Origin of the sequence: Bifidobacterium sp. CP2 (assembly GCF_018555635.1) — a bacterium.
GTDB lineage: Bacteria > Actinomycetota > Actinomycetes > Actinomycetales > Bifidobacteriaceae > Bifidobacterium > Bifidobacterium saguinibicoloris.
The window spans coordinates 74679-98722 of record NZ_JAFEJX010000006.1 but is presented as its reverse complement, the minus strand read 5'-3'; the positions used below and the strand labels follow the sequence as shown (position 1 = coordinate 98722).

17 protein-coding genes and 1 tRNA gene are annotated in these 24044 nt (G+C 67.5%); 8 read left to right on the top strand and 10 right to left on the bottom strand.

What is annotated here, in order from left to right; translation table 11 throughout:
• Positions 1–75: 75 nt before the first annotated feature.
• Together JS531_RS06245 and JS531_RS11255 are read right to left on the bottom strand one after the other, a co-directional pair.
• On the bottom strand, positions 76–942 hold the full coding sequence (locus JS531_RS06245) for a hypothetical protein (protein WP_214314166.1): 867 nt from the start codon (positions 940–942) through the stop codon (positions 76–78).
• Positions 935–2842 carry a PspC domain-containing protein gene (locus JS531_RS11255; RefSeq protein WP_214314158.1) on the bottom strand — a complete coding sequence of 636 codons (1908 nt, stop codon included), beginning with the start codon at positions 2840–2842 and terminating at the stop codon, positions 935–937. Before JS531_RS11255 ends, JS531_RS06245 begins: the two co-directional genes overlap by 8 nt.
• A gap of 114 nt (positions 2843–2956) precedes the next feature.
• Here JS531_RS11255 and JS531_RS06235 point away from each other — a divergent pair, with 114 nt between their 5' ends.
• Together JS531_RS06235 and JS531_RS06230 are read left to right on the top strand one after the other, a co-directional pair.
• A complete protein-coding gene (locus tag JS531_RS06235) occupies positions 2957–4369 on the top strand; it encodes an ATP-binding protein (RefSeq protein WP_214314156.1) in 1413 nt (470 codons plus the stop codon).
• A 101-nt stretch (positions 4370–4470) separates the two neighbouring features.
• The gene (locus tag JS531_RS06230) at positions 4471–5337 is read left to right on the top strand and encodes a response regulator transcription factor (protein WP_276313195.1); all 867 of its coding nucleotides are present in this window, start codon (positions 4471–4473) and stop codon (positions 5335–5337) included.
• A gap of 91 nt (positions 5338–5428) precedes the next feature.
• Here the strand turns inward: JS531_RS06230 and JS531_RS06225 are convergent.
• Positions 5429–5513, bottom strand: a tRNA-Ser gene (locus JS531_RS06225).
• Between the two features lie 86 nt (positions 5514–5599).
• The gene (gene serS, locus JS531_RS06220; RefSeq protein ID WP_214314154.1) at positions 5600–6886 is read right to left on the bottom strand and encodes a serine--tRNA ligase; all 1287 of its coding nucleotides are present in this window, start codon (positions 6884–6886) and stop codon (positions 5600–5602) included.
• 651 nt (positions 6887–7537) lie between these two features.
• On the opposite strand from serS, the gene JS531_RS06215 reads away from it, so the two are divergent.
• Positions 7538–8662 (top strand): diacylglycerol kinase family protein, encoded by a 1125-nt coding sequence (locus JS531_RS06215; RefSeq protein WP_214314152.1) that lies wholly within the window; start codon positions 7538–7540, stop codon positions 8660–8662.
• Between the two features lie 140 nt (positions 8663–8802).
• Here the strand turns inward: JS531_RS06215 and JS531_RS06210 are convergent, their stop codons facing one another.
• From JS531_RS06210 to JS531_RS06195, 4 genes are all read right to left on the bottom strand, one after another.
• Positions 8803–9636 (bottom strand): PRD domain-containing protein, encoded by an 834-nt coding sequence (locus JS531_RS06210; RefSeq protein WP_214314150.1) that lies wholly within the window; start codon positions 9634–9636, stop codon positions 8803–8805.
• 115 nt (positions 9637–9751) lie between these two features.
• Positions 9752–11842: a glucose PTS transporter subunit IIA gene (locus tag JS531_RS06205; RefSeq protein WP_214314142.1), complete on the bottom strand. Its 2091-nt coding sequence runs from the start codon at positions 11840–11842 to the stop codon at positions 9752–9754.
• A 453-nt stretch (positions 11843–12295) separates the two neighbouring features.
• Entirely contained in the window at positions 12296–13933 is a 1638-nt protein-coding gene (locus JS531_RS11310; protein ID WP_214314140.1) for an FctA domain-containing protein, read from the bottom strand.
• The gene (locus JS531_RS06195; RefSeq protein WP_214314138.1) at positions 13905–14111 is read right to left on the bottom strand and encodes a hypothetical protein; all 207 of its coding nucleotides are present in this window, start codon (positions 14109–14111) and stop codon (positions 13905–13907) included. The genes JS531_RS11310 and JS531_RS06195 overlap by 29 nt, the downstream gene beginning before the upstream one ends.
• 273 nt (positions 14112–14384) lie before the next feature.
• Between JS531_RS06195 and pgm the strand changes: the two genes are divergently transcribed.
• The 4 genes from pgm to rpiA all read left to right on the top strand — a co-directional run bounded on the left by pgm (position 14385) and on the right by rpiA (position 21361).
• Complete coding sequence (gene pgm, locus JS531_RS06190; protein WP_214314136.1) at positions 14385–16061, top strand: phosphoglucomutase (alpha-D-glucose-1,6-bisphosphate-dependent); 1677 nt, start codon at positions 14385–14387, stop codon at positions 16059–16061.
• A 297-nt stretch (positions 16062–16358) separates the two neighbouring features.
• Complete coding sequence (locus JS531_RS06185) at positions 16359–19349, top strand: fibro-slime domain-containing protein (protein WP_214314134.1); 2991 nt, start codon at positions 16359–16361, stop codon at positions 19347–19349.
• A gap of 241 nt (positions 19350–19590) precedes the next feature.
• Positions 19591–20568 (top strand): ribonuclease H, encoded by a 978-nt coding sequence (locus tag JS531_RS06180; protein WP_240542088.1) that lies wholly within the window; start codon positions 19591–19593, stop codon positions 20566–20568.
• 94 nt (positions 20569–20662) lie between these two features.
• Entirely contained in the window at positions 20663–21361 is a 699-nt protein-coding gene (rpiA, locus tag JS531_RS06175; RefSeq protein WP_214314130.1) for a ribose-5-phosphate isomerase RpiA, read from the top strand.
• A gap of 189 nt (positions 21362–21550) precedes the next feature.
• On the opposite strand, the gene JS531_RS06170 is transcribed toward rpiA, so the two are convergent.
• Positions 21551–21640 (bottom strand): AURKAIP1/COX24 domain-containing protein, encoded by a 90-nt coding sequence (locus tag JS531_RS06170; RefSeq protein WP_004268639.1) that lies wholly within the window; start codon positions 21638–21640, stop codon positions 21551–21553.
• 140 nt (positions 21641–21780) lie between these two features.
• Positions 21781–22413: a hypothetical protein gene (locus JS531_RS06165; protein WP_214314123.1), complete on the bottom strand. Its 633-nt coding sequence runs from the start codon at positions 22411–22413 to the stop codon at positions 21781–21783.
• Between the two features lie 95 nt (positions 22414–22508).
• On the opposite strand from JS531_RS06165, the gene radA reads away from it, so the two are divergent.
• Positions 22509–23957, top strand: a complete 1449-nt coding sequence (gene radA, locus JS531_RS06160; protein WP_214314121.1) for a DNA repair protein RadA — start codon at positions 22509–22511, stop codon at positions 23955–23957.
• The last annotated feature ends 87 nt before the right edge of the window (positions 23958–24044 follow it).

Here is a 24044-nt window from a genome sequence, read left to right as displayed (position 1 = left end):
CGCACACGCCCTGTGTGCGGGTTCCTCCACGGCGGCCGTCGGCCGGGCTGTCCGGCCGCCGCCTCCGTTTCCGTTCTACTCCGGGGAGCCGTCGTGCGTTTCCGGCCCGTCCTCCGGCGTCCCCGCGTCCGGTTCCGTCATGCCTTCCGCGTCCGGTTCCGTCGCCTTGATGCGACGACGTTTGGAGACCGCGGAGCCGATCGACCAGCCGATGCCGATGACGATGAGCAGCACGCCGATGACGGCGCAGGACACCGCGATGGTCATCTGCGGGTCGATGGAGGTGAAGATGGCGGGCAGTTGGGAGAAGCGCAGACCGAAGAGGATACCGAACCCGCCGAGCAGGATGCCGACGCCGCCCAGCAGGATGGTGGGCACGCTGGGGCCGGTGGGCCGCTGCGGTTCGGGTTCGGGCGCCGGATCCGGGGTCGGCAGGGCGTAGCCCGGGGCCGCGGGCCGTGCAGGGCCTTGCGGCGGCAGCGGCGCCGCGGGGGCGACCGGCGCCGGGGCGGATGCGATGGGCGCGGCAAGTACGGGCGCGGGCTGCACGCCTTGGGCGGTCCAGACCGGCGGCGCCACCGGAGCCGGGAACGTCGCCGGAGGCTGGAATCCGGCGGCCAGGTTCGCCACCGGCTGCGTCATCGGGTCGGCAGCCGGGCCCGCCGGAGCGAACGGCGTCGCCGGACCGGACTGTGTCTCCCCGACCGTGTCGGGCGTCGTCTCGTGCGGCACATCGGCCGTCGTCTCGGACGCGACCGGCGCGGCGACGGGATCCATCGTCTCGGTGGCGGCGTCGGGCCGCACCGCCGGCGCGGTCACCGGGGCCATGGCCTGCGTCTCCGCCTCGGCGCGAGCGCCGGACGCCGTCGCCGTCTGTTCGAGGATCTGCGTGTCCACGATGTCCTGCAAGGATGCGGGATCGTTGCGTTGCATGTCACTCATCGTCGTTCTCCTTCGTGCCGTCCGCCGTGCCGTCGTACGAGCGGCCCTTGTCCTTCGTCTTGCCGTTGCCGCCCGCGGCGCCGTCGGCGTCCGATTCGGCGTGTTCGGCGCCGTCGTCCTTCTGTTCGCCCTGCTGGATGGCCACGTGCCGCTTGGTGACGGCGCCGAGCGCGAACCGGTCGCCCCAGTCGTTGGACGACAGCCGGTCGGCGTAGTCGACGTAGCTGGGCAGGACGCTTTCCGAGGCGTACCGGACCACCACGCGGCCGGCGCTGCCGGAGGCGAAGTTGATCTGGAAGGACGAGTCGTCGTCGATGCCGTTGGTCTGCCAGTCGTAGTTGTCCTGGTGGGTGCCGTCCGCGTAGTCGTTATAGTCGTAGTCGGTCCCCGGAACCCCCCAGCTGGTCACCATGTTGTTGAGGACCACGGTGTTCGCGCCGCCGAGCACGTCGCCGGTGTACAGTTCCAGCCCATCCTTGCCGAACGTGTAGGGGCAGGCGTCGGGCAGGGTGACGACCACCGTGGCGTTGGAGACGGCCAGGTTGATCTGTCCCGCCGGGCAGCCCTTCCGGTACGTGTTCACCTGTGCGCCGCCGTAGTTCCAGCGCGCGTACTCGCTCAGGTCGATGTTGGCGACCGATTTTGATTCGTCCATGCCTTGGAAGTACATGCCCTTCTGCAGCAGCGCGAAGTTCTTCGGGCTGGAATCCGAGACCCAGTAGTTGATGTCCGGGTCCAGATAGGTCTGGTCGGAGGACGAGGGGGCGTAGGCGGCATCGCCGTCCAGGCTTCCGGTGACGGGCCCCTGGAGGCTGATCGTACCGTCGGCGTTCTCGGACAATGGGCTTCCGCCGGTGCCCAATCCCACGGCGACGAAGCCCATGCGGTTGTGCTCCGCCTCGTATTGCGCATAGGACATGGACCCGGTGGCGATCATCATGCACACGGCGACGAACCCGGCGATGAGCGCCAGCGGGACGAGGCCGCCGGAACGCCGGCCCATGACGCCGAGGACCACGAGCAGCAGGCCCATCGCCACGCACACCGCGCCGATCCAGACCATCGCGGCCGTCACCGCGGTGGTGACCGAAGGCGAACCGTACCGTTCATGCAGGTACAGGTAGAGTCCGGCGCCGGAGATCATCGTCAGTCCCAGCACCAGCAGCACGAGCATCGGGCCGGCGGGCTTGCGCCGGGCGGTGCGGGGCCTGTGCGGCGCGGGCGGCACCGGGGCCGGAGGCGCAACGGGGCCGGCCGGACGCATGGGCGGGACCGGGGCGCCCATCGGCATCGTCGGACCGGGCGTCACGGGAGCACCCGTCGGGGCGGGCATGGTCGGAGCCGCCGGACCCTGCGGGACCGGACCGGAAGTCGGCCGGACCGGGGCGCCCTGGGGTGCGGCCCACGGGCCGGAAGCCGGGGACGGCGCGCCCTGCGGGGCCTGTCCCGGCGCGGCGTACGCGCCGCCGGCCGGACGCTGCGCCGCGAACCCGTACCCGTGACGCTGCCTCATGCCGCTCTGGCAGATCGCCCACAGGGCCACGCCGGCAGCGACGAACGCCACCCAGCCGGCGCCGGGGATGACGAGCGCGACCGCCATGAAGACGAACGCGCCCAGACAGTTCCAATCCCACTGTCCGGCGAGCAGCCCCTCGGCGAGGATGCGGCCGTCGCGCGCATCGGGCAGGAACAGCCAGCCGAACGCGTACAGGGCCGCGCCGAACCCGAACAGGAACGTGAGGGCGAGGACCAGCGCACGCACCAACGTGGGGCTCCAGCCCAGGCGGGCCGCGAAGCCGGAGCACACGCCGCCGATCCAACGGTCGTCGCCGCGCATCACGCCGGTGGCGCGGATCCAGGAGAAGAAGCGCTTCCGAAGCGTCGTATCGTTATCGTTCATGTCTCCCATTACAGCAGCGGAACGCCTGCACGGCCGTCCGGGAACACCCTGATTCTTCCCTGAACCCGGGCTGATGACCCTGGAAGTCTCCCCCATGCCGGGCACAATGGAACCATGACCCAGACCGGAAACCAGCCGAACGCGGGCGCATGGGCGCCGCCGCGGGGAACGTCCGCGCCGCTTCCCCCCATGAGACCGGCGCGCCTGCCGCTGATGCGCCCGAAACGCGGACGCGTGCTCGCCGGCGTCTGCCGGGGCATCGCCCTTCACCTGGGCGTGAACGTGGCGTGGGTGCGGCTCGCGTTCGTCGCCGCCACGCTCATCTGGGGCGGCGGCATCGTCGCCTACCTGTTCCTATGGATGTTCACGCCCGCCGGGGACCCGGCCGCCGCGGCCGCGGCGCACACGCAGGCCGCGCACGCGGCCGAAGCGCCGCTTGCGCACGGCAACCGGGACATGACCACCGGACGCACACGCGCGGAATCGGCCGCGGAAGCCATGTCCGGCACGACGGAGAACCTGCTCGAAGCGCTGCGCCACGCACCCAAGCCGGCACTGGCCGCGGCGGCCGGACTCCTGCTGCTCGTCCTCGGACTGTCGCTGGGGCTCACGCATCACGGCGCGCTCATCGTGCCCACGCTGCTGGCCGTATCGGGGCTGCTCGCCGCATGGTCGCGGTTCGACGCGCGCACCGGACAGCTGCCCACCATGATCCTCGGCCTCATCCTCATCTTCCTCGCCTACGTGGCGTTCGTGACGGACGTGATGTACTCGGGCATGCTCTCGTATTCGAAACGCATCATCATCGCCGGATTCCTCCTGCTCGTCTGCGTGGTGCTCGCCATCCTCCCCTGGGCGAACTCGATGATCCGTCAAGTCACCGCCGAACGGGCCATGAAGGAACGCGAGGAGGAACGCGCCGACATGACCGCGCACCTGCATGACGGCGTCCTGCAGACGCTCGCGCTCATCCAGCTGCACAGCACCGAGCCGGACACCGTGTTCACGCTGGCCCGCAGCCAGGAGCGGGAGCTGCGCTCCTGGCTGTACCAGGAGCGCGCCACCACGGACCGGTCGGTCGGCGCCGGGCTGAAGGCCATCGCCGCGCAGGTGGAGGACACGCACGGCAAACCCATCGACGTGGTGACCGTGGGCGACGCACGCCCCTCCGCCGCCACCGACGCGCTGCTCGACGCCACCAACCAGGCGCTCGTCAACGCGGCCACGCACGGCGCGGAACCGATCTCCGTGTACTGCGAGGCCGGCCCCACGCTGGTGGAGGTGTTCGTGCGCGACCACGGCCCAGGATTCGACGTGGACGCGATCCCGCCGGACCGGCTCGGCATCCGCGAATCGATCATCGGGCGCATACGGCGGCGCGGCGGTACAGTGGAAATCGTGTCGAGACCGGGATGGGGCACCGAAGTGCGCATGCACATGCCGATCGCCGCCGAAGCCGGCGGGCCGGCGGCGTCGGCGGGCGCGGCGAAGACGACGGGACCGGCGGAACCGAAGCGGTCGGCGTGAACGGTCGAAGCGGCCGGTCGAAGCGGCCGGATACGGACGGAACGACGGGAACGAACGAAACGCACGAAACGAACGAAACGAACGGAGAGGAAGGAGCACCGATGGACGGGCGGACGGCAGGACAGGCGACCGGACAGGCGAACGGAGGCGCGACGGCCAAGTCGGCAGGATCGACCGGGCAGACGGCAGGACAGAGCGAAGGGGCCACGGACGACAAGCGCATCCGCCTGGCGGTGGTCGACGACCACGAGATGTTCCGCGCGGGCGTCATCGCCACGCTCTCGCCGTACTTCACAATCGTCGGGCAGGGCGCCGACGTGGAGGGGTCGATCGCGATGATCGCCGCCACCAAACCGGACGTCGTGCTGCTCGACGTGCACGTGCCCGGCGGCGAAGGCGGCGGCGGCGCGGAGATCCTGCTGAAATCGCATCCCCTCTCCCCCGCCTCCGCGTTCCTCGCGCTGTCCGTCTCGGATTCGCCGCAGGACGTGGGATCCGTGATCCGCGCCGGCGCGCGCGGCTACGTCACCAAGACCATCACCGGCGACGACCTCGTCTCCTCCATCCGTCAGGTACATGAGGGCTATGCGGTGTTCTCGCCGAAACTGGCCGGATTCGTGCTGTCCGTGTTCCAGGGCGGCCCGGCCGGCGGCGATGCGGGCGCGGACATGCTCGGGAATGCGGGAGCGGCCGGCACGCCCGGCGGAATCGGCTTCGGCAACGGGTTCGGCGGCGGGTTCGGGCCCGACGGACGCCCGACGCACGACGAGGAGCTCGACCGCCTCTCGAACCGCGAGCAGGAGGTGATGCGGCTCATCGCGCGCGGCTACACGTACAAGGAGGTCGCCGCGGAGCTGTTCATCTCCATCAAGACCGTGGAGACGCACATGAGTTCGGTGCTGCGCAAGCTGCAGCTGTCCAACCGCACCGAGCTCACCCGATGGGCGGCGGACCGGCGCATCGTGTGAATCCGTCGCATCGTGTGAATCGCCGGATACGACCGGAACCGCCGGATACGACGAAGGCCCCGACCGCAATGGTCGGGGCCTTCGCATGAGGCGGACAGAGCGAGATTCGAACTCGCGGGAGCTTGCGCTCCAACGGTTTTCAAGACCGTCTCTTTAGACCGCTCAGACATCTGTCCGTGGCGCGCGCGGGCCGTTTCGGCTTCGCGCACGACGTTCCATTATACAGATGGGACGGAAAACGCCCCGGTCGGCGTGACGGACGTCACGCCTCCCACTTCGTCGGCTCGATGACCTCCTTGCCGCCCATGTACGGACGCATGGCCTTCGGGATCTCGATGGAGCCGTCCTTCTGCTGGTGGTTCTCGAGGATCGCGACGAGCCAGCGGGTGGTGGCGAGCGTGCCGTTCAGCGTGGAGACCGGGCGGGTAGAGCCGTCCTCGGTGCGTTCGCGGATGTTCAGGCGACGAGCCTGGTATTCGGTGCAGTTCGAGGTGGAGGTGAGCTCGCGGTAGCGGCCCTGGGTGGGCACCCAGGCCTCGCAGTCGAACTTGCGGGCGGCGGAGGAGCCGAGGTCGCCAGCGGCGGTGTCGATGATGCGGTACGGCACTTCGACCTTGGCGAGCATCTCCTGCTCCATCTCGAGCAGGTGCTGGTGCTCCGCGTAGGAGTCCTCCTGCTTGGCGTAGACGAACATCTCCACCTTGTCGAACTGGTGGACGCGGATGATGCCGGAGGTGTCCTTGCCGGCGGCGCCCGCCTCGCGGCGGTAGCAGGAGCTCCAGCCGCAGTAGCGCAGCGGACCGTTGCCGAGGTCGAGGATCTCGTTCTCGTGCATGCCGGCGAGCGCCACTTCGGAGGTGCCGACGAGGTACTGGTCGTCGGGCTCGCGCAGACGGTAGATCTCGTCGGCGTGGGAGTTGAGGAAGCCGGTGCCGCGCATGACCTCGGGGCGCACGAGCGTCGGGGTGATGGCGAGCACGAAGCCGTGCTGCTCGGCCTGGTCGACGGCCATGGTGAGCATCGCGATCTGCATGCGGGCGACGGCGCCGCGCAGGAAGTAGAAGCGGGAGCCGCCGACCTTGACGCCGCGGCGCATGTCGATGCCGGCCACCTCGGTGCCGAGGGTGAGGTGGTCCTTCGGCTCGAAGCCTTCGGCCGCGAAGTCGCGGATCTGGCCGACCTTCTTGACGACGACGTAATCGTCCTCGCCGCCTTCCGGCGCCTCCGGCTCGACGATGTTGGACAGCTTCCACATGGCGGTGGTGTATTCCTCGGACGCGGCGTCCGCGGCGGACTTGTATTCGGCGACCTTGGCGGCCAGCTCCTTGGTCTCGGCGATCAGCTTGGCCTTCTCGTCCGCCGGGGCGGCGGCGACCTTCTTGCCGATCTCCTTCTGCTGGGCGCGGGCGGCCTCGAACTCCTTGAGGGAGGAGCGACGCGCCTCGTCGGAGCGCAGCACCTCGTCGACGAGTTCGACGGACTCGCCGCGCTTGCGCTGGGATTCCTTGACGATATCGGCGTGTTCACGAATGAATTGAATATCAAGCATGCGGCCAAGCCTACCGCCGCAAGCCGACACGCGGGGCGGCCGTCCCACCCGGACGCGCGGGCCCGCAGTCGCGTCGCATCCGTGCCAGCCGCAGCACGCATCCGACGCAACCAGTCGCCCAACATCGGTTCCATGCCAACCATGGCACGCATCCGACGCGAACAGTCCTTTCAGCATCGCCACCATGCCAAGGATGGCACACATCCGACGCAGACGGCTACTCAGCTGGCGCATCCGTGCCAACCATGGCACGCATCCGACGCGAACAGCCGCTCAACATTGGTTCCATGCCAGCCGTGGCACGCATCCGACGCCTACAGTCCTTTCAGCATCGCCACCATGCCAAGGATGGCACACATCCGACGCAGACGGCTACTCAGCTGGCGCATCCGCGCCAACCATGGCACGCATCAGACGCGAACAGCCGCTCAACATTGGTTCCATGCCAGCCGTGGCACGCATCCGACGCAGACAGTGCGACCACCGCCGAACGACATCAATCGGCACCGATGCCTGCACACCTCCCGGTCCGCATCCGCACCTCCCAGCACCACCACCACACCAACACCAACCCGCACCCACGTGCAGGAATCGTCGAATTTCGACGTGGCGATGCGGGATTCCTAGCGCATTATGAGCAGAATAAAGGTTATGCCCACCAGCGCCATCATTTTCGCAGTAGTCCTCGGCGTCGTCGCCGTCATCGTCGCGGCAGCGTTCGCCGTCCGCGCCCACCGCCGTCAACGGCTCGCCGAGAAGCTGGTGAAACGCAACGACGACCAGGTGCATTACGCGTTCATCGTGAACCCCTCGAAGCCGCAGGCCGAGGAGCGCCGCCGGCGCATCGAACGGTTCTGCGAGGCGAAGGGCCTCACCGAGGTCGAGTTCATCGACACGCAGCTCGACAAGGACGGCCGCGCGTGCGCGCTTGAGGCGTTGAGGCACGGCGCGGATGTGGTGGTGGCCGTCGGCGGCGACGGCACCGTGCGCACCGTGGCGAGCGCGGTCTCCGGCACCGGGCATGCGCTGGGCATCGTGCCGATCGGTACTGGCAACCTGTTCGCCCGCAACATGGGCATTCCGGTGGACGACATCGACGCGGCGCTCACCGTGGCCACGTCGCACGGCTCGCGCCGCGTAGACATGGGCCGTCTCACGCTGCTCGACCATCCGGAGGAGGACCATGGCCATGCGTTCCTCATCATCGCGGGCGTGGGTTTCGACGCGGCGATGATCGACGACACGGACCCGCAGCTCAAGAAGAACATCAGCTGGCTCGCCTATTTCGTGGGCGGCGTGAAGAACCTGTTCGCCCCGAAGTACCGTGCGGATGTGACGATCCGCAGCGCGGACGGCGGCGTGCATTCCAGGCGCGATCTGGTGTTCCGCACGTTCATGGCGGGCAACTGCGGGCAGATCCCCGTGTTCTCGCTCATGCCGAACGCCTCGTACAACGACGGCCTGCTGGATTTCGAGATCATCGACACGACCGGCGGCATCCTGGGTTGGGCGAACCTGTTCGGCGACGTGGTGCATCAGACCATCACCGGCAAGGCGGAGCAGAATCCGCTGTCCACGAACTCCACCATCGACCAGGTGCAGGGTGTGAGCGCGGAGCTCATGCTGGAGAAGAGCGCGCCGGCGCAGGTGGACGGCGACATGCTGCCCGCCACGCGGCACATCCGTTTCGATGTGGAGCGTGAGGCGCTCATCGTGCGTGTGCCCGAGGTGAGGCCGGATCTGTCCGCCACCGGCACGATTCCGGTGGTCGCCTGACGCCCGGTTCCTTGCGACGTCCAATTCCTTGCGACGTTCGATTCGCACCTAGGCCCCGATACGACGACGGCCGCCCGCGGTTTCCGCGGGCGGCCGTTTCGATGTCGTGCGGCGTCTCCGCCTTCCTTCCGGACTCCGGCTCAGGAGGCGGTGACGCGCGCCACGTGGAGGGTGAGGTAGGCGACTTCGTCCTTGGTGAGCGTGGTGTCGAGACGCAGCTCGATGAGCGCGGCGATGCGCCGGGCGCAGCTGGACGCCTTCGGATAGGACTGCGTGATCGATTCGACGATGGCGTCGGGCTCACGTTCGAGCTGGCTGTGCTGGTGGATGCGCACGAAGAGGTAGCGCAGATGTGTGATGAAGCGTCCGACGTTCACGGAGTGCTCGTCGAGCGTCATGTCGTAGGCGCTTTCGATGACGGCGAGCAGCTGTTGGATGACGCCGGTCATCGCGTACGTGTGGGACAGGTCGCCGGTGGAGAATCCGGCGTTGACGAGATGCAGTGCAAACGCCACGGATTCGCTGGCCGGAAGCGTATCGTCCAACCGGCGATTCAGGGCTTCGAGCAGCGCCTTGCCCTGCAGGTATTCGCGCTCGTAGAGCGAGCGCACCTCCTCGGTGAGGGGGTAGGGAATCGCGGGGATGCCGTTCTTGGCGCGTCGCAGCGCACCGCAGACGTGGTCGGCGAGCGCCATGACGAGGGTCGGGGTCTGCGCGGCCTCGCCGCCGAGCCCGATCTCATCCATCGCATCGGCGACGAGCTTGATGATCTCGGGGGGAATGTCACCCAGCAGCTGGGCCATGTGGTCCGGGTCGCGGCCGTCGGCGGGCACGAACACGCGCACGACCTTGGCCTCGTCGACGGGCATGCCCGGCTTGGCTTTGAAGCCGAGCCCCCGGCCGGTGAGGATGACTTCGCGTCTCCCGTCCTTCGCCAGGACGACGTTGTTGTTGAAGACGCGCAGAATCTCCATGATGTCCCTTCCTTTGCCGGTGAACAGCCGGCGCGCCGGCTCCCGAAGCCCGCCCTCGTGGGGCCGGACCGGGAACCGGCGCGCCGGAACTGATCACTGTCTGGTCGCTACCAGATCACTTCTCGATGGCGATGACCTCGTCGCCCGCCTTGACGTCCACGCCCGTCTTCGGGGTGACCGACTTGAGCGCGGCGGTGTTGAGGACCGTCATCACGGTGGTGGTGCTGTATCCGGCTGCCTTGACCTTATCAAAATCAACGGTCACCAGCGTGTCGCCGGCGTTGACGTGCTGGCCCTTGGCGACGGCCACGGCGAAGCCGTCACCGTTCAGCTTGACCGTGTCGATGCCGACGTGCACGAGCACTTCGACGCCGTCGTCGGTCTTGAGGCCGAAGGCGTGGCCGGTCTCGGCGACGGTCTGCAGCTCACCGGAGACCGGGGCCTTGACCTCGGAGGCCGCCGGCTGGACGCCGACGCCTTCGCCGAGGGCGCGGGAGGCGAAGACCGGATCGCCGGTCTCATCGAGGGTGATGACGTGGCCGTCGACCGGGGCGAGCACGGAGGTGGTCGGGGCGGCGGTCTCGGCCGGAGCGGCAGCGGCGGCAGGCGTGGCGGCCGGGGCCGGAGCGGTCTCGACGGCCGGAGCGGCGGACTCGCCGTTCTTGGCCTTGGCAGCGGCGGCGGCGCGGGCCTTCACTTCGGCCTTCTGCTCCGGGGTGCGGTAGTCGAAGGTGATGATGAGGAACATCGAGGTCAGGAAGGCGGCCGCGATGGACACCGCGTAGACCCACATCTGATCGAAGACCGGGATGGTGAGCAGGGAGGTGAAGGCGAACGTGGTAGTGGTCACGCCGTGCACGCCGGCGGAGGACGGGAACAGCCAGCCGAGGACGGCGATCACAACACCGCCGACGCCACAGCCGACCAGCATGCGGGAGTAGATGAGCTTGTAGCGCAGGTGGATGCCGTAGAGGGACGGCTCGGAGACGCCACCGAGGAGGCCGGCGGCGAGGGCGCCGATGGAGGTCTGGCGCATCTGGTCGTCCTTGTCACGGATGGAGAGGAAGAGCACACCGGCGGTGGCGCCGAAGCAGGCGAAGTTCCACGTACCCATCGGGCCCTGGATGAAGTCGTAGCCGAGCGTCTGGATGTTCATGAGCATGAGGGCGTTGAGCGGCCAGTGCAGACCCAGCGGCACGAGGAACGGGTAGAGCAGCGGGATGGCGATGGCGAAGATGAACGGCGCGTGCGAGTTCATCCAGGACAGGCCGACGCCGACGCCGTTGCCGGCCCAGACGCCGATCGGGCCGATGATGAAGGCGGTCAGGGCGCCAACGATGATCATCGAGAAGAACGGCAGGAAGACGAGCTGGACGCTTTCGGGGATGATCTTCTTGAGCCCGTGGTACACGAGGGCGAGCACGGCGGCCATGAGCAGCGGCACGAACACGTTGCCGGAGTAGTCGGACATCTGCATCGGCAGGCCGAACACGGTGGTGGTGCACTGCTTGCTGCCCATCACCTCGACGCACTTGACGGCGTCCCCCCACTGCTTGGTGTCCTGCAGGGTGGTCATGAACTGCGGGGTCAGGAGCATGGCCATGATGGAGCCGCCCAGCCACGGGTCGACCTTGAGCTTCTTGGCCGCGTTGTAGGCGACCATGATGGGCAGGAAGTAGAACACGCCCTTCCAGATGGCCTGGATGAACACGAGGCCAGTGGTGGCGGTGTCGTTCGGGATCACGCCGAGGGAGATGAAGAGGTTCACCAGGGCGATGATGATGGAGGCGCCAAGCAGCACGCCCAGGATCGGGCGGAAGGAGTCGGCCAGGTACTCGAAGAAGTTGTCGAGCCAGGCGACCTTGCCACGGATGCCCTTCTTGCGTTCCGCGGCCTTGAGGTCCGCGTTGCTCATCTCGCCGTCGTCGTCCGGCACGGTGCCGGCGCCGAGGCCCGACATCTCCGGCAGGTGCATGATCTCGTCGTACACGGACGCGACCTGGCCGCCGATGACGACCTGGTAGCGGTCGCCGGACTGCGGCACGCCGCCCAGCACGACCTTGTTGGAGTCGAGGGAGGCCTGGTCGACCTTGCCCCCGTCCTTGAGTTCGAAACGCAGTCGGGTGGCGCAGTGCGTCAACGACTTGACATTGGCGGCACCACCGACGGCGGTGATGATCGCCTTGACATCGTCCTGATGCGACATCAAATTCTCCATTCCTGTTGTTCTCCAGTGAGGTAGTTACCTTGCGTGATCGTCATCGACCCGAGATAACAAGAAAGACCCGGGGCTAAGCCTGTGAGGTCGCAAGCGAATATGCTTGTGGCTCGGCTCACGCCCCAGGTCTTGCCTCGAAATCTTGAGTAGCAACCCTGCTAAGGAAACTGACGTCCGTCAGTGTAACACGTCGCCATTCAATCAGCAAACGTTTTCTAAACAACTCCCCAAAACGGCTTCGTTCCAACGTTTTTCGCGCGACGCGCCGGCGTTCCGCCGTTCTCCCCGGGAACGACGGAGCCGTCCGTAGGGAAATCGATTTCCCTGCGGACGGCTCCTGCATGGGTTTGCGACGCCGTCGTCCCCGCGGCCCCGTCACAGGTTCCGCGGGGACGTCACGACGTCACGTCCGGTTCGGTCGGTTCGGCCGGCCCGGCCGGTTCAGCTGCGACGACGCGCGGCGAGCATGCTTCCGGCGGCGATGATGCACGCGGAGGCGAGCGCCGCGATGGCGAGCACGGACGCGCCGGTGCGGGAGAGCGCGGCGGCGCGCGGCGCGGCCTTGGCGCCCGGCTTGCCGGCGTTCGGGGCGGCGGGCTTGTCGGATTCGCCCGGCTTGCCCTGCTCGCCCGGCTTGGTCGGGGCCTGGTAGGTGTTCGCGAACGTGGCGGCGTCCACGGGCTCGCCGTCCTTCTCGTAGGCGACGGCGGCGGTCAGCGTGTTGTCGTCGTTGCCGGTCACGGTGACGGTGACGGTGTAGACGGTGTCGTCGTAGGTGACGCCGGCGGCGTCGCCCTTGACCTGCGTGAGCGTGTACGTGTGGACGCCGGGTTCGGTGAACGTCAGCGGGTCGAACGCGACGGTGCCGTCGGCGGCGTTCGTCGCGGTGGCGACGACGTCATCGGAACCGTCCGTGGCGTCCGACGCGGTGGCGACGCCATCGGCGTCGGCCGACTTGAGCGCGAAGGCGAACTCTCCGGCCTTGGCGGCGCGGCCGGACAGGCTTACGGAGGCCGCGGGCGCGGCGGTCACGGGCGCGGCGTCCACCGTGTTGTCGAAGGTGAACAGGCTCTTGCTCGGGGCGACGGAGACCCACTTGCTGCTGGAGCCGAAGGGGCCGGACGTGGTCTCGAGCTTCCAGGTGGCGAGCTGCTCGTCGCCGCTCCACACGCTCATCGTGCCATCCTGGTTGTCCTTGAGGGTCAGCGTGAACGTCTTGGTGGCCTGCTTGTCGAGCGTGACGCCGGCGAGCTTGTTCGGGTACAGGGCCTCCTGGGTCACCTGGTACGTGAAGTCCCTGGACGTGGCACCGTCCAGATAGCCGGGCTGGAAGCTCAGCGCCAGATAGTCCTTGTCTCCCACCACGCCGCGGAACGAGACGGTGCCGTCGGCCTCGTTGGAGCCGGTGAACGGGAACGACGGGCTGACGATGGTCTTGTCGGCCGTGTCGCCGACCTGCGTGACGGTGTACTTGAGCGCGCCCGCGTAGGCGGAGCCGTCCATGGCCTTGCCGGAGGCGGCGCCGGTGAACGTGACGCCGCCCTTGATGGACGCCTTCGCGTCATGCTTCGGCGCGATCGGCGTCTCCTTCACCGTGTTGGTGAAGGAGAACAGGCTCTTGCTGGGGGCGGTGGGGACCCACACGGTATGGTCGCCGAGGAAGTCGTGCTTCGTCCCGAGCGTCCAGAGGGCCAGCTTGTCGCTGCCGCTCCACACGCTCATCGTGCCGTCCTGGTTGTCCTTGAGGGTCAGCGTGAACGTCTTGGTGGCGTCCTTGTCGAGGGTGACGTCGGTGAGCTTGGACGGGAACAGAGGTTCCTGGGTCACCGTGTAGTCGAAGTCCACGGACTGCTTGCCGTGGAGGTAGCCGGGCTGGAAGCTCAGACCCAGATAGTCGGGGTCCACCGAACCGCGGAACGTGACCGTGCCGTCGGCGTCGTTGGATCCGATGAACGGGAACGACGAGCCGACGATCGTCTTGTCGGTGGTGTTGTTGGTCTGCTTGACGGTGTACTTGATCGCATCCTTGTAGGCGGTGCCGTCGACCTTCTTACCGGTGATGGAACCGACGAAGGTCACCCCCCCCCTTGATGGACGCCTTCACGTCGTCCTTCGGCGTGACGGCCGCCTGCGATCCGTTCGCCGACGGCGTCGTGTCGGCCGCGCTGGCCGCGAGCGGCGCGACGGCCATGGCGGCCATGGCGGCGACGCCCGCAAGGGCCGCGACGGCCCTGCGTGCATGGTTCGAGAATGTCATTCCCGATGTCCTTCCTCTGCTTCCGCCCGTCCGAAGCATGCCTGGAGGCATGGGAAGCGACGGACGGGACTCCTTCCCGAGGGAGAGCATAGGGAGGGAAATGTCACGGCATGTTTCATGGTCCGTTCGGCGGACCCTCGGAACGCTCTCGGCGGACGCCCAGCGAACGACACGCCATGTCCCGGAAGCGTCACCGACAATTCACTCACATTTCAGAACAATTAAGCACAAAATGTTACGTGTTGCGCACGCGTCCGGCCGTACAATGGGAGCATGGTAGCTAACAATGCGGGCCAGCCCGCCACCCCAGCAGATCTGATCAACGTCGATGAGGTCATCGGCAAGTACTACGACCTCGTCCCCGACCCGTCCGTCCCGGAGCAGCGTGTCATCTTCGGCACCTCCGGCCACCGCGGATCGTCCCTGAAGACCTCGTTCAACGAGGCCCATATCGTCGCCATCTCCCAGGCCATCGCCGAATACCGCAAGCAGGCCGGCGTCACCGGCCCGCTGTACCTCGGCTCCGACACCCACGCGCTCTCCGGCCCGGCCAAGAAGACCGCCATCGAGGTCCTCGTCGCCAACGGCGTGCACGTGCGCATCGACTCCCGCGACGACTTCGTGCCCACGCCGGTCGTCTCCCAGGCGATCCTCACCCACAACCGCGCCGCCGACGGCACCCAGCGCTTCACCGGCGAAGGCCTGGCCGACGGCATCGTCGTCACCCCGTCCCACAACCCGCCCACCGACGGCGGCTTCAAGTACGATCCCGTCACCGGCGGCCCCGCCCCGGCCGACGTGACCAACGCCATCGCCGCCCGCGCCAACGAGCTGCTCGGCGACTACAGGAACGTCAAGCGCGTGCCCTACGAGGAGGCCATCAAGTCCGAGTACGTCGAGGGCTTCGACTTCCGCGAGCACTACGTGTCCGACCTGGAGAACGTCATCGACTTCGACGTGATCCGCAACTCCGGCGTGCGCCTCGGCATCGACCCGCTCGGCGGCGCATCCGTCAACTACTGGCCGCTCATCAACGAGAAGTACGGCCTGAACATCGGCGTGGTGCGCCCCGAGGTCGACCCGACCTGGCGCTTCATGACCATCGACCACGACGGCAAGATCCGCATGGACCCGAGCTCCCCGTACGCGATGAAGGGCCTCGTGGACCAGCTCAACGCCGGCGCGTGGGACAAGTACGACCTCGTCGGCGGCACCGACCCGGACGCCGACCGCCACGGCATCGTCTGCCCGGACTGGGGTGTGATGAACCCGAACCACTACATCGCCGTGTGCGTGGAGTACCTGTTCGGCGGCAACCGTCCCGGCTGGCCGGAAGGCGCCGCCGTGGGCAAGACTCTCGTCTCCTCCTCCCTCATCGACCGTGTCGCCGCGTCCATCGACGCGAAGGTCATCGAGGTGCCGGTCGGCTTCAAGTGGTTCGTCGACCCGCTGTTCAAGGGCGAGGTCGCGTTCGGCGGCGAGGAGAGCTCCGGCATGAGCTTCCTGCGCCGTGACGGCCGCGTGTGGACCACCGACAAGGACGGCCTCATCCCCGACCTGCTCGCCGCGGAGATCACCGCGAAGACCGGCAAGAACCCGGCCGAGCTGCACAAGGACCAGGTGGCCCGCTTCGGCGAGTCCTGGTACAAGCGCGTCGACACGCCCACCACGCTCGAGCAGAAGCAGAAGTTCGCCAAGCTCACCGGCGACGACGTCACCGCCACGCAGCTCGCGGGCGAGGACATCACCGCCAAGCTCACCGAGGCGCCGGGCAACCACGCCAAGATCGGCGGCCTCAAGGTCACCACCAAGGACAACTGGTTCGCGGCCCGCCCCTCCGGCACCGAGAACATCTACAAGGTGTACGCCGAGTCCTTCGAGAGCCCCGAGGCCCTCGACAAGGTCCTCGCCGAAGCCACCGAGGTGGTCGACAAGGCTCTCGCCGAGTGACATCCGAGTGACATCACCCAGTCTCCTCCAACGGAGCGCATGATGCAGGCGCTCGAATCCCCTCCACGGGGTTCGGGCGCCTTCGTTGTGCCCCCCCCCTATTTCGACCAACAACCTGTTTTTATTGAATAAAATATTTGTTTGTAAATAACTTGTCATTATTTAAATAACTCCGCGCGCCGCCGTCCTGCAGGACATACACTGCCCCTGATAGGGGCAATAAAGCCCCCGAATAGGGATTCACCGCACGGGACACCCCCCGACCGGTCCTCCGAATCCCACAGGAAAGGACCACTTTTGGCATCTCAGGAGAAGAACCACATGGCGCGCGTCATCCGAGCCGCCATATGCGCCACGGCCGCTTCGGCCACACTGATGGCGGTCGGCATCGCACCGGCGTCCGCCACCCCCTCCAGCGCTTCCGTCGACGAAGGCAAGACGCTGACCCTGCCGGTTCAGTTCATCGACTACGACAAGGACAACCTGCTGTTCGAATACGCGATGGGCGCGGGCACCGGCGCCGACGACCTCTCGCTCAACAACGGCAAGAACGACACGGCGAGGACCGGCCTCGTCGCCGACACGCTCGGCAAGAACGGCATGCCGCAGTACGACAAGGCCGCCGTCGAGCAGATCGCGAAGGGCATCGACACGGAACTGGGACGCGCGGACGCATCCGACATCCCGTCCGACCCCGCGCAGCGCACCATGTTCCAGCGCCTGCTCGCGCAGTTCATGACGAAGGCGGCCACCAAGTCCACCGTGCTCAACCCGGCGGACCCCGGTGACGGCGTCGCCGGCGCGTTCGGCAAGTGGAGCTGCGGCGACGGCTCCGCGATCGTCGACGACACCTGCATGACCCCCGCCGCCGACGGCACCGCCCCGTCCGTCACCACGCTATGGGAGCAGAACGGCAACGGCGTCTACGGCTACAGCAAGGCCTCCACGCTCACCAGCGGCGCGTTCACGGTCACCCCGAACACCGAATACAAGTTCAGCGTCTGGGCCGACAACGGCGGCACCACCGCAGCCGACATGAACGTCGCCATCAGGAACGGCAAGAGCGACGCCATCACGGCGTACAACGCCGCTCCCTCCGACGCCGCGCGCACCACGCGCGACAGCGTCGCGAAGGACGCCGGCGCCTGGCAGGACTTCTACTTCAACAGCGGCGACGCCAAGGCCATCACAATCGCGCTGACCCCCGCCGCCGACGCGAAGACCGTGCGCATCGCCGGAGCCCAGCTCGTCCCCGCGGGCGCCAACAACGCGTATGACGCCGCCGACGCCGCCTACACCGGCATGCTCGGCGACGGCACGCACTACTTCTACGCAGGCAACCCGGACGCCGCCGACAACACGAAGTTCGGCAAGTGGACCGTCTCCGGCACGGGCAAGGACACCGAGTACGCCGAAGGCAAGGCCTCCAAGGTCACCGGCACGATGATGTGGTCCCAGGACGGCGACAGCGTGCTGAGCATGGCCGGCACGGCCGTCAAGCCGCTGACCCGCACCATCACCGGACTCACGCCCGGCGAGACCTACACGGTCTCCTACGCGCGCGGCTTCGTGCAGGCGGCCTACGCCGGCATCAAGGCGACCGACGCCGCCGGCACGACGATCCCGCTCACGGTTCCGGAAACCGACGCGAACAAGGGCGCCAACACGGTCGACCAGATCGACCCGGTCGCCAAAAACGACACGGGCGAGATCAGCTCCTTCGACCTCACCGTGCCGAAGGACTCGAACGGCGCCGTGACGCTCTTCATCCTCGCCGGCAAGGACAAGGACCTCCACTACCGTGCGGGCAACATCACCATCAAGCCGAAGCACAACACGCTGAAGTCCCAGACGTACGCGGAGGCCGTCGCCTCCGTGGACCTCAAGAAGAAGATCGACCTCTCCTCGGACAGCACGGACAACGGCATCGGCGTCTTCCAGAGCCCGATGGCATACGCCTACTACATGCTCAACAACCTGTTCACCGGCAACGCCGGCACGCCGTACTTCGGCTACGACAAGATGGTCCTCGCCTATGACGGGTCCAAGTCGGCGCATGGCCATCAGATCGACAAGTACACCTTCGCCGCGAACACGAGTGTCGAGGGCGACGTCACCTACCAGCCGGGGACGAAGGACGCCCCGGGCAGCGTCGCCTATGATCCGACCGCGACGAAGAGCGAGACGGACGGCAACTTCGGCTTCTTCCCGCTGGACGGCATCGACGGCGGTGAGATGACCGAAGGCAACATCGGCATCCGCGACGAGAACGGCAAGCCGGTCGTCAAGGACGGCAGGAACGTCTACGTCAGGAAGCAGCACAACTACCACTACGCCATGAAAAGCAACGGCGTCTTCACCTACCATCAAGGCGCCGGCCAGTTCTTCGACTTCACCGGCGACGACGACGTGTACCTGTTCGTCAACAACAAGCTCGCCATCGACCTCGGCGGCGCGCATACGGCGGCCAGCAAGGATGTCGACCTCGACGCGCAGGCGAAGTCCCTCGGACTGCAGGACGGCAAGACCTACCGCTTCGACTTCTTCTACATGGAGCGCCACACCGACGAGGCCGACATCAAGGTGACGACGAACCTCGACGTCACCGCGCTCTCCTCCGACTACACGCTGCTGGTCTCCAACGTGCTCAACGGCAAGGCGATGAACGACGGCGACTACCAGTTCACCGTCAAGCCCGCCGACACGGACGCGCAGGGCAACGCCATCCCCGAGGCCGACCGTACGGCCGCCGCCACGATGCTCGGCCTCGACGCCGCCGACATCGACACCGGCAGGACCTACGACTCGCCCAAGAGCGAATCCGGCCGTGCCGTCAACCTGGCGGAGCCCCTCACCCTGAAGTTCACTCCGGAGAACGCCGGCACCTACGTGTACAACATCGCCGAATCGCACGTCCCCGGTGACGCCGCGGCCGGCTACACCAACGACAGTGCTCCGAGGAAGGTGGTCATCACGGTCACGAAGGACGACACGTCCGACACCGGCTTCACGGTCACCACGACCGTCGACGGCAAGGAGCTGGAATCCGAGAACGGCGTTCCGCCGATCATCAGCTTCGTGAACAGCTGGAAGGCCCCCTCCGTCAAGCCGGGCGAACCGAACAAGCCGACGAACCCGGCCACACCGAAGCACGACGACGGCGCGGTCGCCGGCCAGCCGAAGCACGAGCTCGCGCGCACCGGCGCCTCGGTCCTCGTCGCCGTCGTGGCGTGCATGCTCCTCGCCGGAGCGGGCATCCTCGCGCTCGCCACCCGCAGGCACGACTGACGCAATCACCCGCCGGACACGGTGAGCCTCGCCGCAGGTGAGGCGGATATGACTTGGCCCCTCAAGACGAGGGGCCAAGTCATATCCACGGCCGTATTCCCACGCCCCAACCGGCATGCGCCCGCCTGGGGGACGCCCTTCCGTCCCGCATGCGGGTGCCGGGTGCCGTTAGGGTGGAGGCATGACTGACACGATTGTGGTATCGACGGACGGTTCGGCGCTCGGCAACCCGAACGGGCCGATGGGATGGGCGTGGGCCGACCACGCGAAGGACGCGGGCGACGGCGGCGAGCCCGGACACGAGCACGATTCGCGCGGCTACGACGCCGGCGGCGCCACGAACGGCACCAACCAGATCGGCGAACTGTGCGCCGTCCTGGAGGCGCTGCGCGCGCATCCGGGGCCGCAGAAACTCATCATCGAATCGGACTCCCAATACGCCATCAACTGCTCGACGAAATGGGTCAAAGGCTGGAAGCGCAACGGCTGGAAGAACTCGCAGAAGAAGCCGGTGAAGAACCGCGAGCTCATCCAGGCCATCGACGAGGCGATCTCGAACCGTCCCGGACCGGTCGAATTCAAGTGGGTGAAGGGACACGCCGGCAACGCGGGCAACGAGCTCGTCGACGAGCTCGCGCGCACCTACGCCGGCGACTGCCGCTCGGGCGCACAGGACGGATACCTGCCCATCGAAGGCTGGCGCTCGCTGCTGAACTCCGAATACTCGCGTGGCACCGACGTGCCGCCGGACGTGCAGCTCGTCCTCGACGGCAAGGCCGACGCGTCCGGTCTGCGCGGGACGCACGCGAACGACGGCAAGTCCGACGCGCGTCGCGACGCGGCGTCGCGGACGGCCGCGACACGCGCGTCGAAGCCGAAGCTCACGGACCTGCTCGCCGAACCGGAGGGCGTGCCGGACGACCTCGGCGCAGCGAAGGCGGACGCGTCGGACACGACGGGCGCAGCGAAGGCGGACACACGGGCGGCGTCATCGGCCGCGGAGCCGTCGGCGGCGCAACAGACCGCGCCGCAGGCCGCAATGCCGGGCCTCACGCCGAGCGGACTGAAGGTGTCGGGCGAGGTGCGTTTCTCCCCCGCACCGAAGACCAGCCCGTTCTACAACGGCGAGGCGATGCACGTGCATGGCTGGATCGCCGTGGACGGCTTCGTGGACGGCGACGGCAACCTCACGCTCACGGCCGCCGACTTCCTACGCTGAACACGCCGTGAACAGAAGTGGACACCATCTCACAGCATCGCCCACCCGCGTTAGGATAAGTACGGATTTTTCATCCGTACGGAAAGGAAGCACCATGGATAAGGCACAGCAGGACGCCCTGAAGAAGGCCGCCGGCATCGAGGCCGCCAAGCTCATCGAGAACGGCATGATCGCGGGCCTCGGCACCGGTTCCACTGTCAAGTTCCTCGTGGACGAGCTCGGCCGCCGCGTCAAGGAGGAAGGCCTCCAGTTCACCGGCGTCACCACGTCCCGCCGCACCCAGGCCCAGGCGGAAAGCTACGGCATCAAGATCGTCGACATCGACGATGTGGACCACATCGACGTGACCATCGACGGCGCCGACGAGGTCGACAAGGACTTCAACGGCATCAAGGGCGGCGGCGCGGCCCTCCTGTGGGAGAAGATCGTCGCCACCAACTCCGACAAGATCGTGTGGATCGTGGACGAGTCCAAGGTCGTCGACACCATCGGCAAGTTCCCGCTGCCGGTCGAGGTCATCCCGTTCGGCGCCGGCCACGTCATCAAGAAGTTCGAAGCCAAGGGCTACAAGCCGGTGCTGCGTCTCGACGCCGACGGCAAGGAGGTGCGCACCGACGAGAACAACTACGTCGTCGACCTGCACCTGGAGAAGATCGAGCACCCGTTCGACCTGGCCGAGGACCTCATCAACACGGTGGGCGTCGTCGAGCACGGCCTGTTCCTCAACATGGTGGACACGGTCATCGTGGGCGACCCGAACGGCCCGCGCGTGCTGACCAACTCCAACAAGTGAGCCGCGCATAACCCGGTCCTTCACCGGCGCGCACGCATGGACGCCGCATCCGTCCCGTACGGATGCGGCGTTCGTCGTCTTCGGCGGGGCACATGCGGGCATCCGGACGCCGCGGGCGGACGCGGATATGGAAGGACCCCGCGCACCGGTTCGGTGCGCGGGGTCCTTCATGCCTTCGTGCAGGTAAGACTACTTGCGCTGGTGGCGGGTCTTACGCAGCAGTTTGCGGTGCTTCTTCTTGCTCATCCGCTTGCGGCGCTTCTTGATGACGGAACCCATCTGAAGCCTCCATTCCGATTAATCGTAAAAGTTGCAACTCGCACGAGTATACACACTCTTGAGGACGATGTCACCGGCACGTCACGATGTCGTCATGTTCCGGCCCGATGACGTCCATATGACGGGCGTCACGACGGGCGTCACAGCGGGAACTTCTGGTAGAAGCGCTGCAGCTCGTCCTTCGTGCCGGTGGCCTGGAACACCACGGTGTCGTTGCGCCACACGGCCGTGCCCTGCTTGGGCTGGTCCTTGTCGGTCTTCACCACGTATTCGCCGGTGTTGTCGCCCTGCACCTTCACCGCGCCGGACGCGATCTTCTTGCCGTCCAAGGCGCCGGTGAGCGCGTTGTACTGCGTGGTGGCGTCGTCGGAGGAGCTCCACTGGGCCACGATGAGCGTGATGTCCTGTCCCTTCTTGCCGGTGGAGTACGTGAGCGTGTACTCCTCGAGGGGAGTGGCCGAGTTCCAGGTGGTGGAGGCGTCGGCCTTGGTGCGTGCGAAGTTGAGCACGCTGTCCGGCATGGCCTTGAGCAGTTCCGTGGCGCCGTCCGGCAGATCCGTGGCCTTGATGGTCGGCGTGGTCGGCTCCTGCGTCTGCTGCTGGGAGGTGGCGGGCTTCGACGCCTCCGTCTTGTTCAGCGCCCAACCCGGCCAGACGAAGGCGGAGAGCAGGGCGAGGATGATGACCAGGGCGGCCGCGACGATCACGGCGATGAGCTTGCCGTGGGAGGGGCTTTGCTGCGCGGAACGAACGGAACTACGTGTATTCGACATGCCTTCGATTGTGGCACAGCCGCGTGACGCGCCGACGGGCACGAGGAACCGGTAGATATCTACCGGTGGTCCGTTCGCGGACGTACCGTCGAGGCATGGCGAAGACGAATGTGCAGTATGTATGCGGCGAATGCGGCTGGAGCGGCGGGAAATGGTTCGGCCGCTGCCCCGAATGCGGGCAGTGGGGCACCATCGAGGAGTTCCATGAGGCCCGTCCCTCCGCGGCGGCGAGGCGGGGCGGCGTGTCCGCAGGGCCGGCGGGGCGTATGGGCCACACGCGTGCCGGCGTCGTGGCGGAAGGCGCGGCGCGTCCGATCACGGAGGTCGGCACCGAGGACGTGACGCGTCTGCCCACGGGCTTCTCGGAGTTCGACAGGGTGCTCGGCGGCGGCATCGTGCCCGGGTCCGTGGTGCTCGTCGCCGGCGAGCCGGGCATCGGCAAGTCCACGCTGCTGCTGGAGACGGCCGGCAACATCGCCCGCGCCCATGCGGCGGACGGCGGGCGCGTGCTGTACGTGTCCGGCGAGGAGTCGCAGGGGCAGGTGCGGATGCGCGCCACGCGCATCGACGCGGTGGAGCCGAACCTGCTGCTGGCCGCCACCACGGACCTGGCCACCGTGCTCGGGCTCATCGAGCGGGAGCGTCCCACGCTGGCCATCGTCGATTCGGCGCAGACCATCATCTCCCAGGACGTGGATGGCATCTCCGGAGGCTCCACGCAGGTGCGCGAGGTGGCGAGCGCCCTCATCGACGTGGCCAAGACGTTGGACGTGCCGGTGCTGCTGGTCGGGCACGTCACGAAGGACGGTTCGATCGCCGGCCCGCGCACGTTGGAGCATCTGGTGGACGTGGTGTGCCAGTTCGAGGGCGATGGGGAGACCGCGCTCAGGATGCTGCGCGCGGTGAAGAACCGGTTCGGGCCCACGGACGAGGTGGGCTGCTTCGACATGAGCGGCGAGGGCATCGAGGAGGTGACCGACCCGGCCGGCCTGTTCCTCTCCTCCCCCGGCGGCGCGGACGGAGGCCCGGACGGTGGGGACGACGCGGCGACGGTGGAGGGCACGTGCGTGACGTTCACGTTGGACGGGCACCGGTCGCTGCCGGTGGAGATCCAGTCGCTGGTCACGAATTCGGTGCTGCCCACGCCCAGACGCGCGGTGAACGGCGTGGACGCCAACCGCATCGCCATGCTGGTGGCGGTGCTGTACCGTCACGGGCACGTGAACCTGCTGGGCAACGACCTGTACGTCTCGACGATCGCCGGCGGGCTCGCCAAGGAGCCGTCCTGCGACCTAGCCATCGTGGCCGCGTTGGCGAGCGCGGCGAAGCACGCGCCGATCGCGCGCACCACCTGCGCCATCGGCGAGATCTCGCTGACCGGACAGGTGAGGCCCGCGCCGCGGATGGAGTACCGTCTGCGCGAGGCGGCACGGTTGGGCTTCACCACGGCCGTGGTGCCGAGGCTGCGCAAGCGCGTCGAGATCCCCGGCCTGCGCATCGTCGAGGCCACGACGCTCAAGGCCGCGCTCGACGTGCTGTTGTAGTGCCGGAGACGCGGGTCGCCGATATGCGGCGTCCCGCCCACCCCACAAGGATGGACGGGACGTCACGAAGGCCGGAAGGCGGCGGGG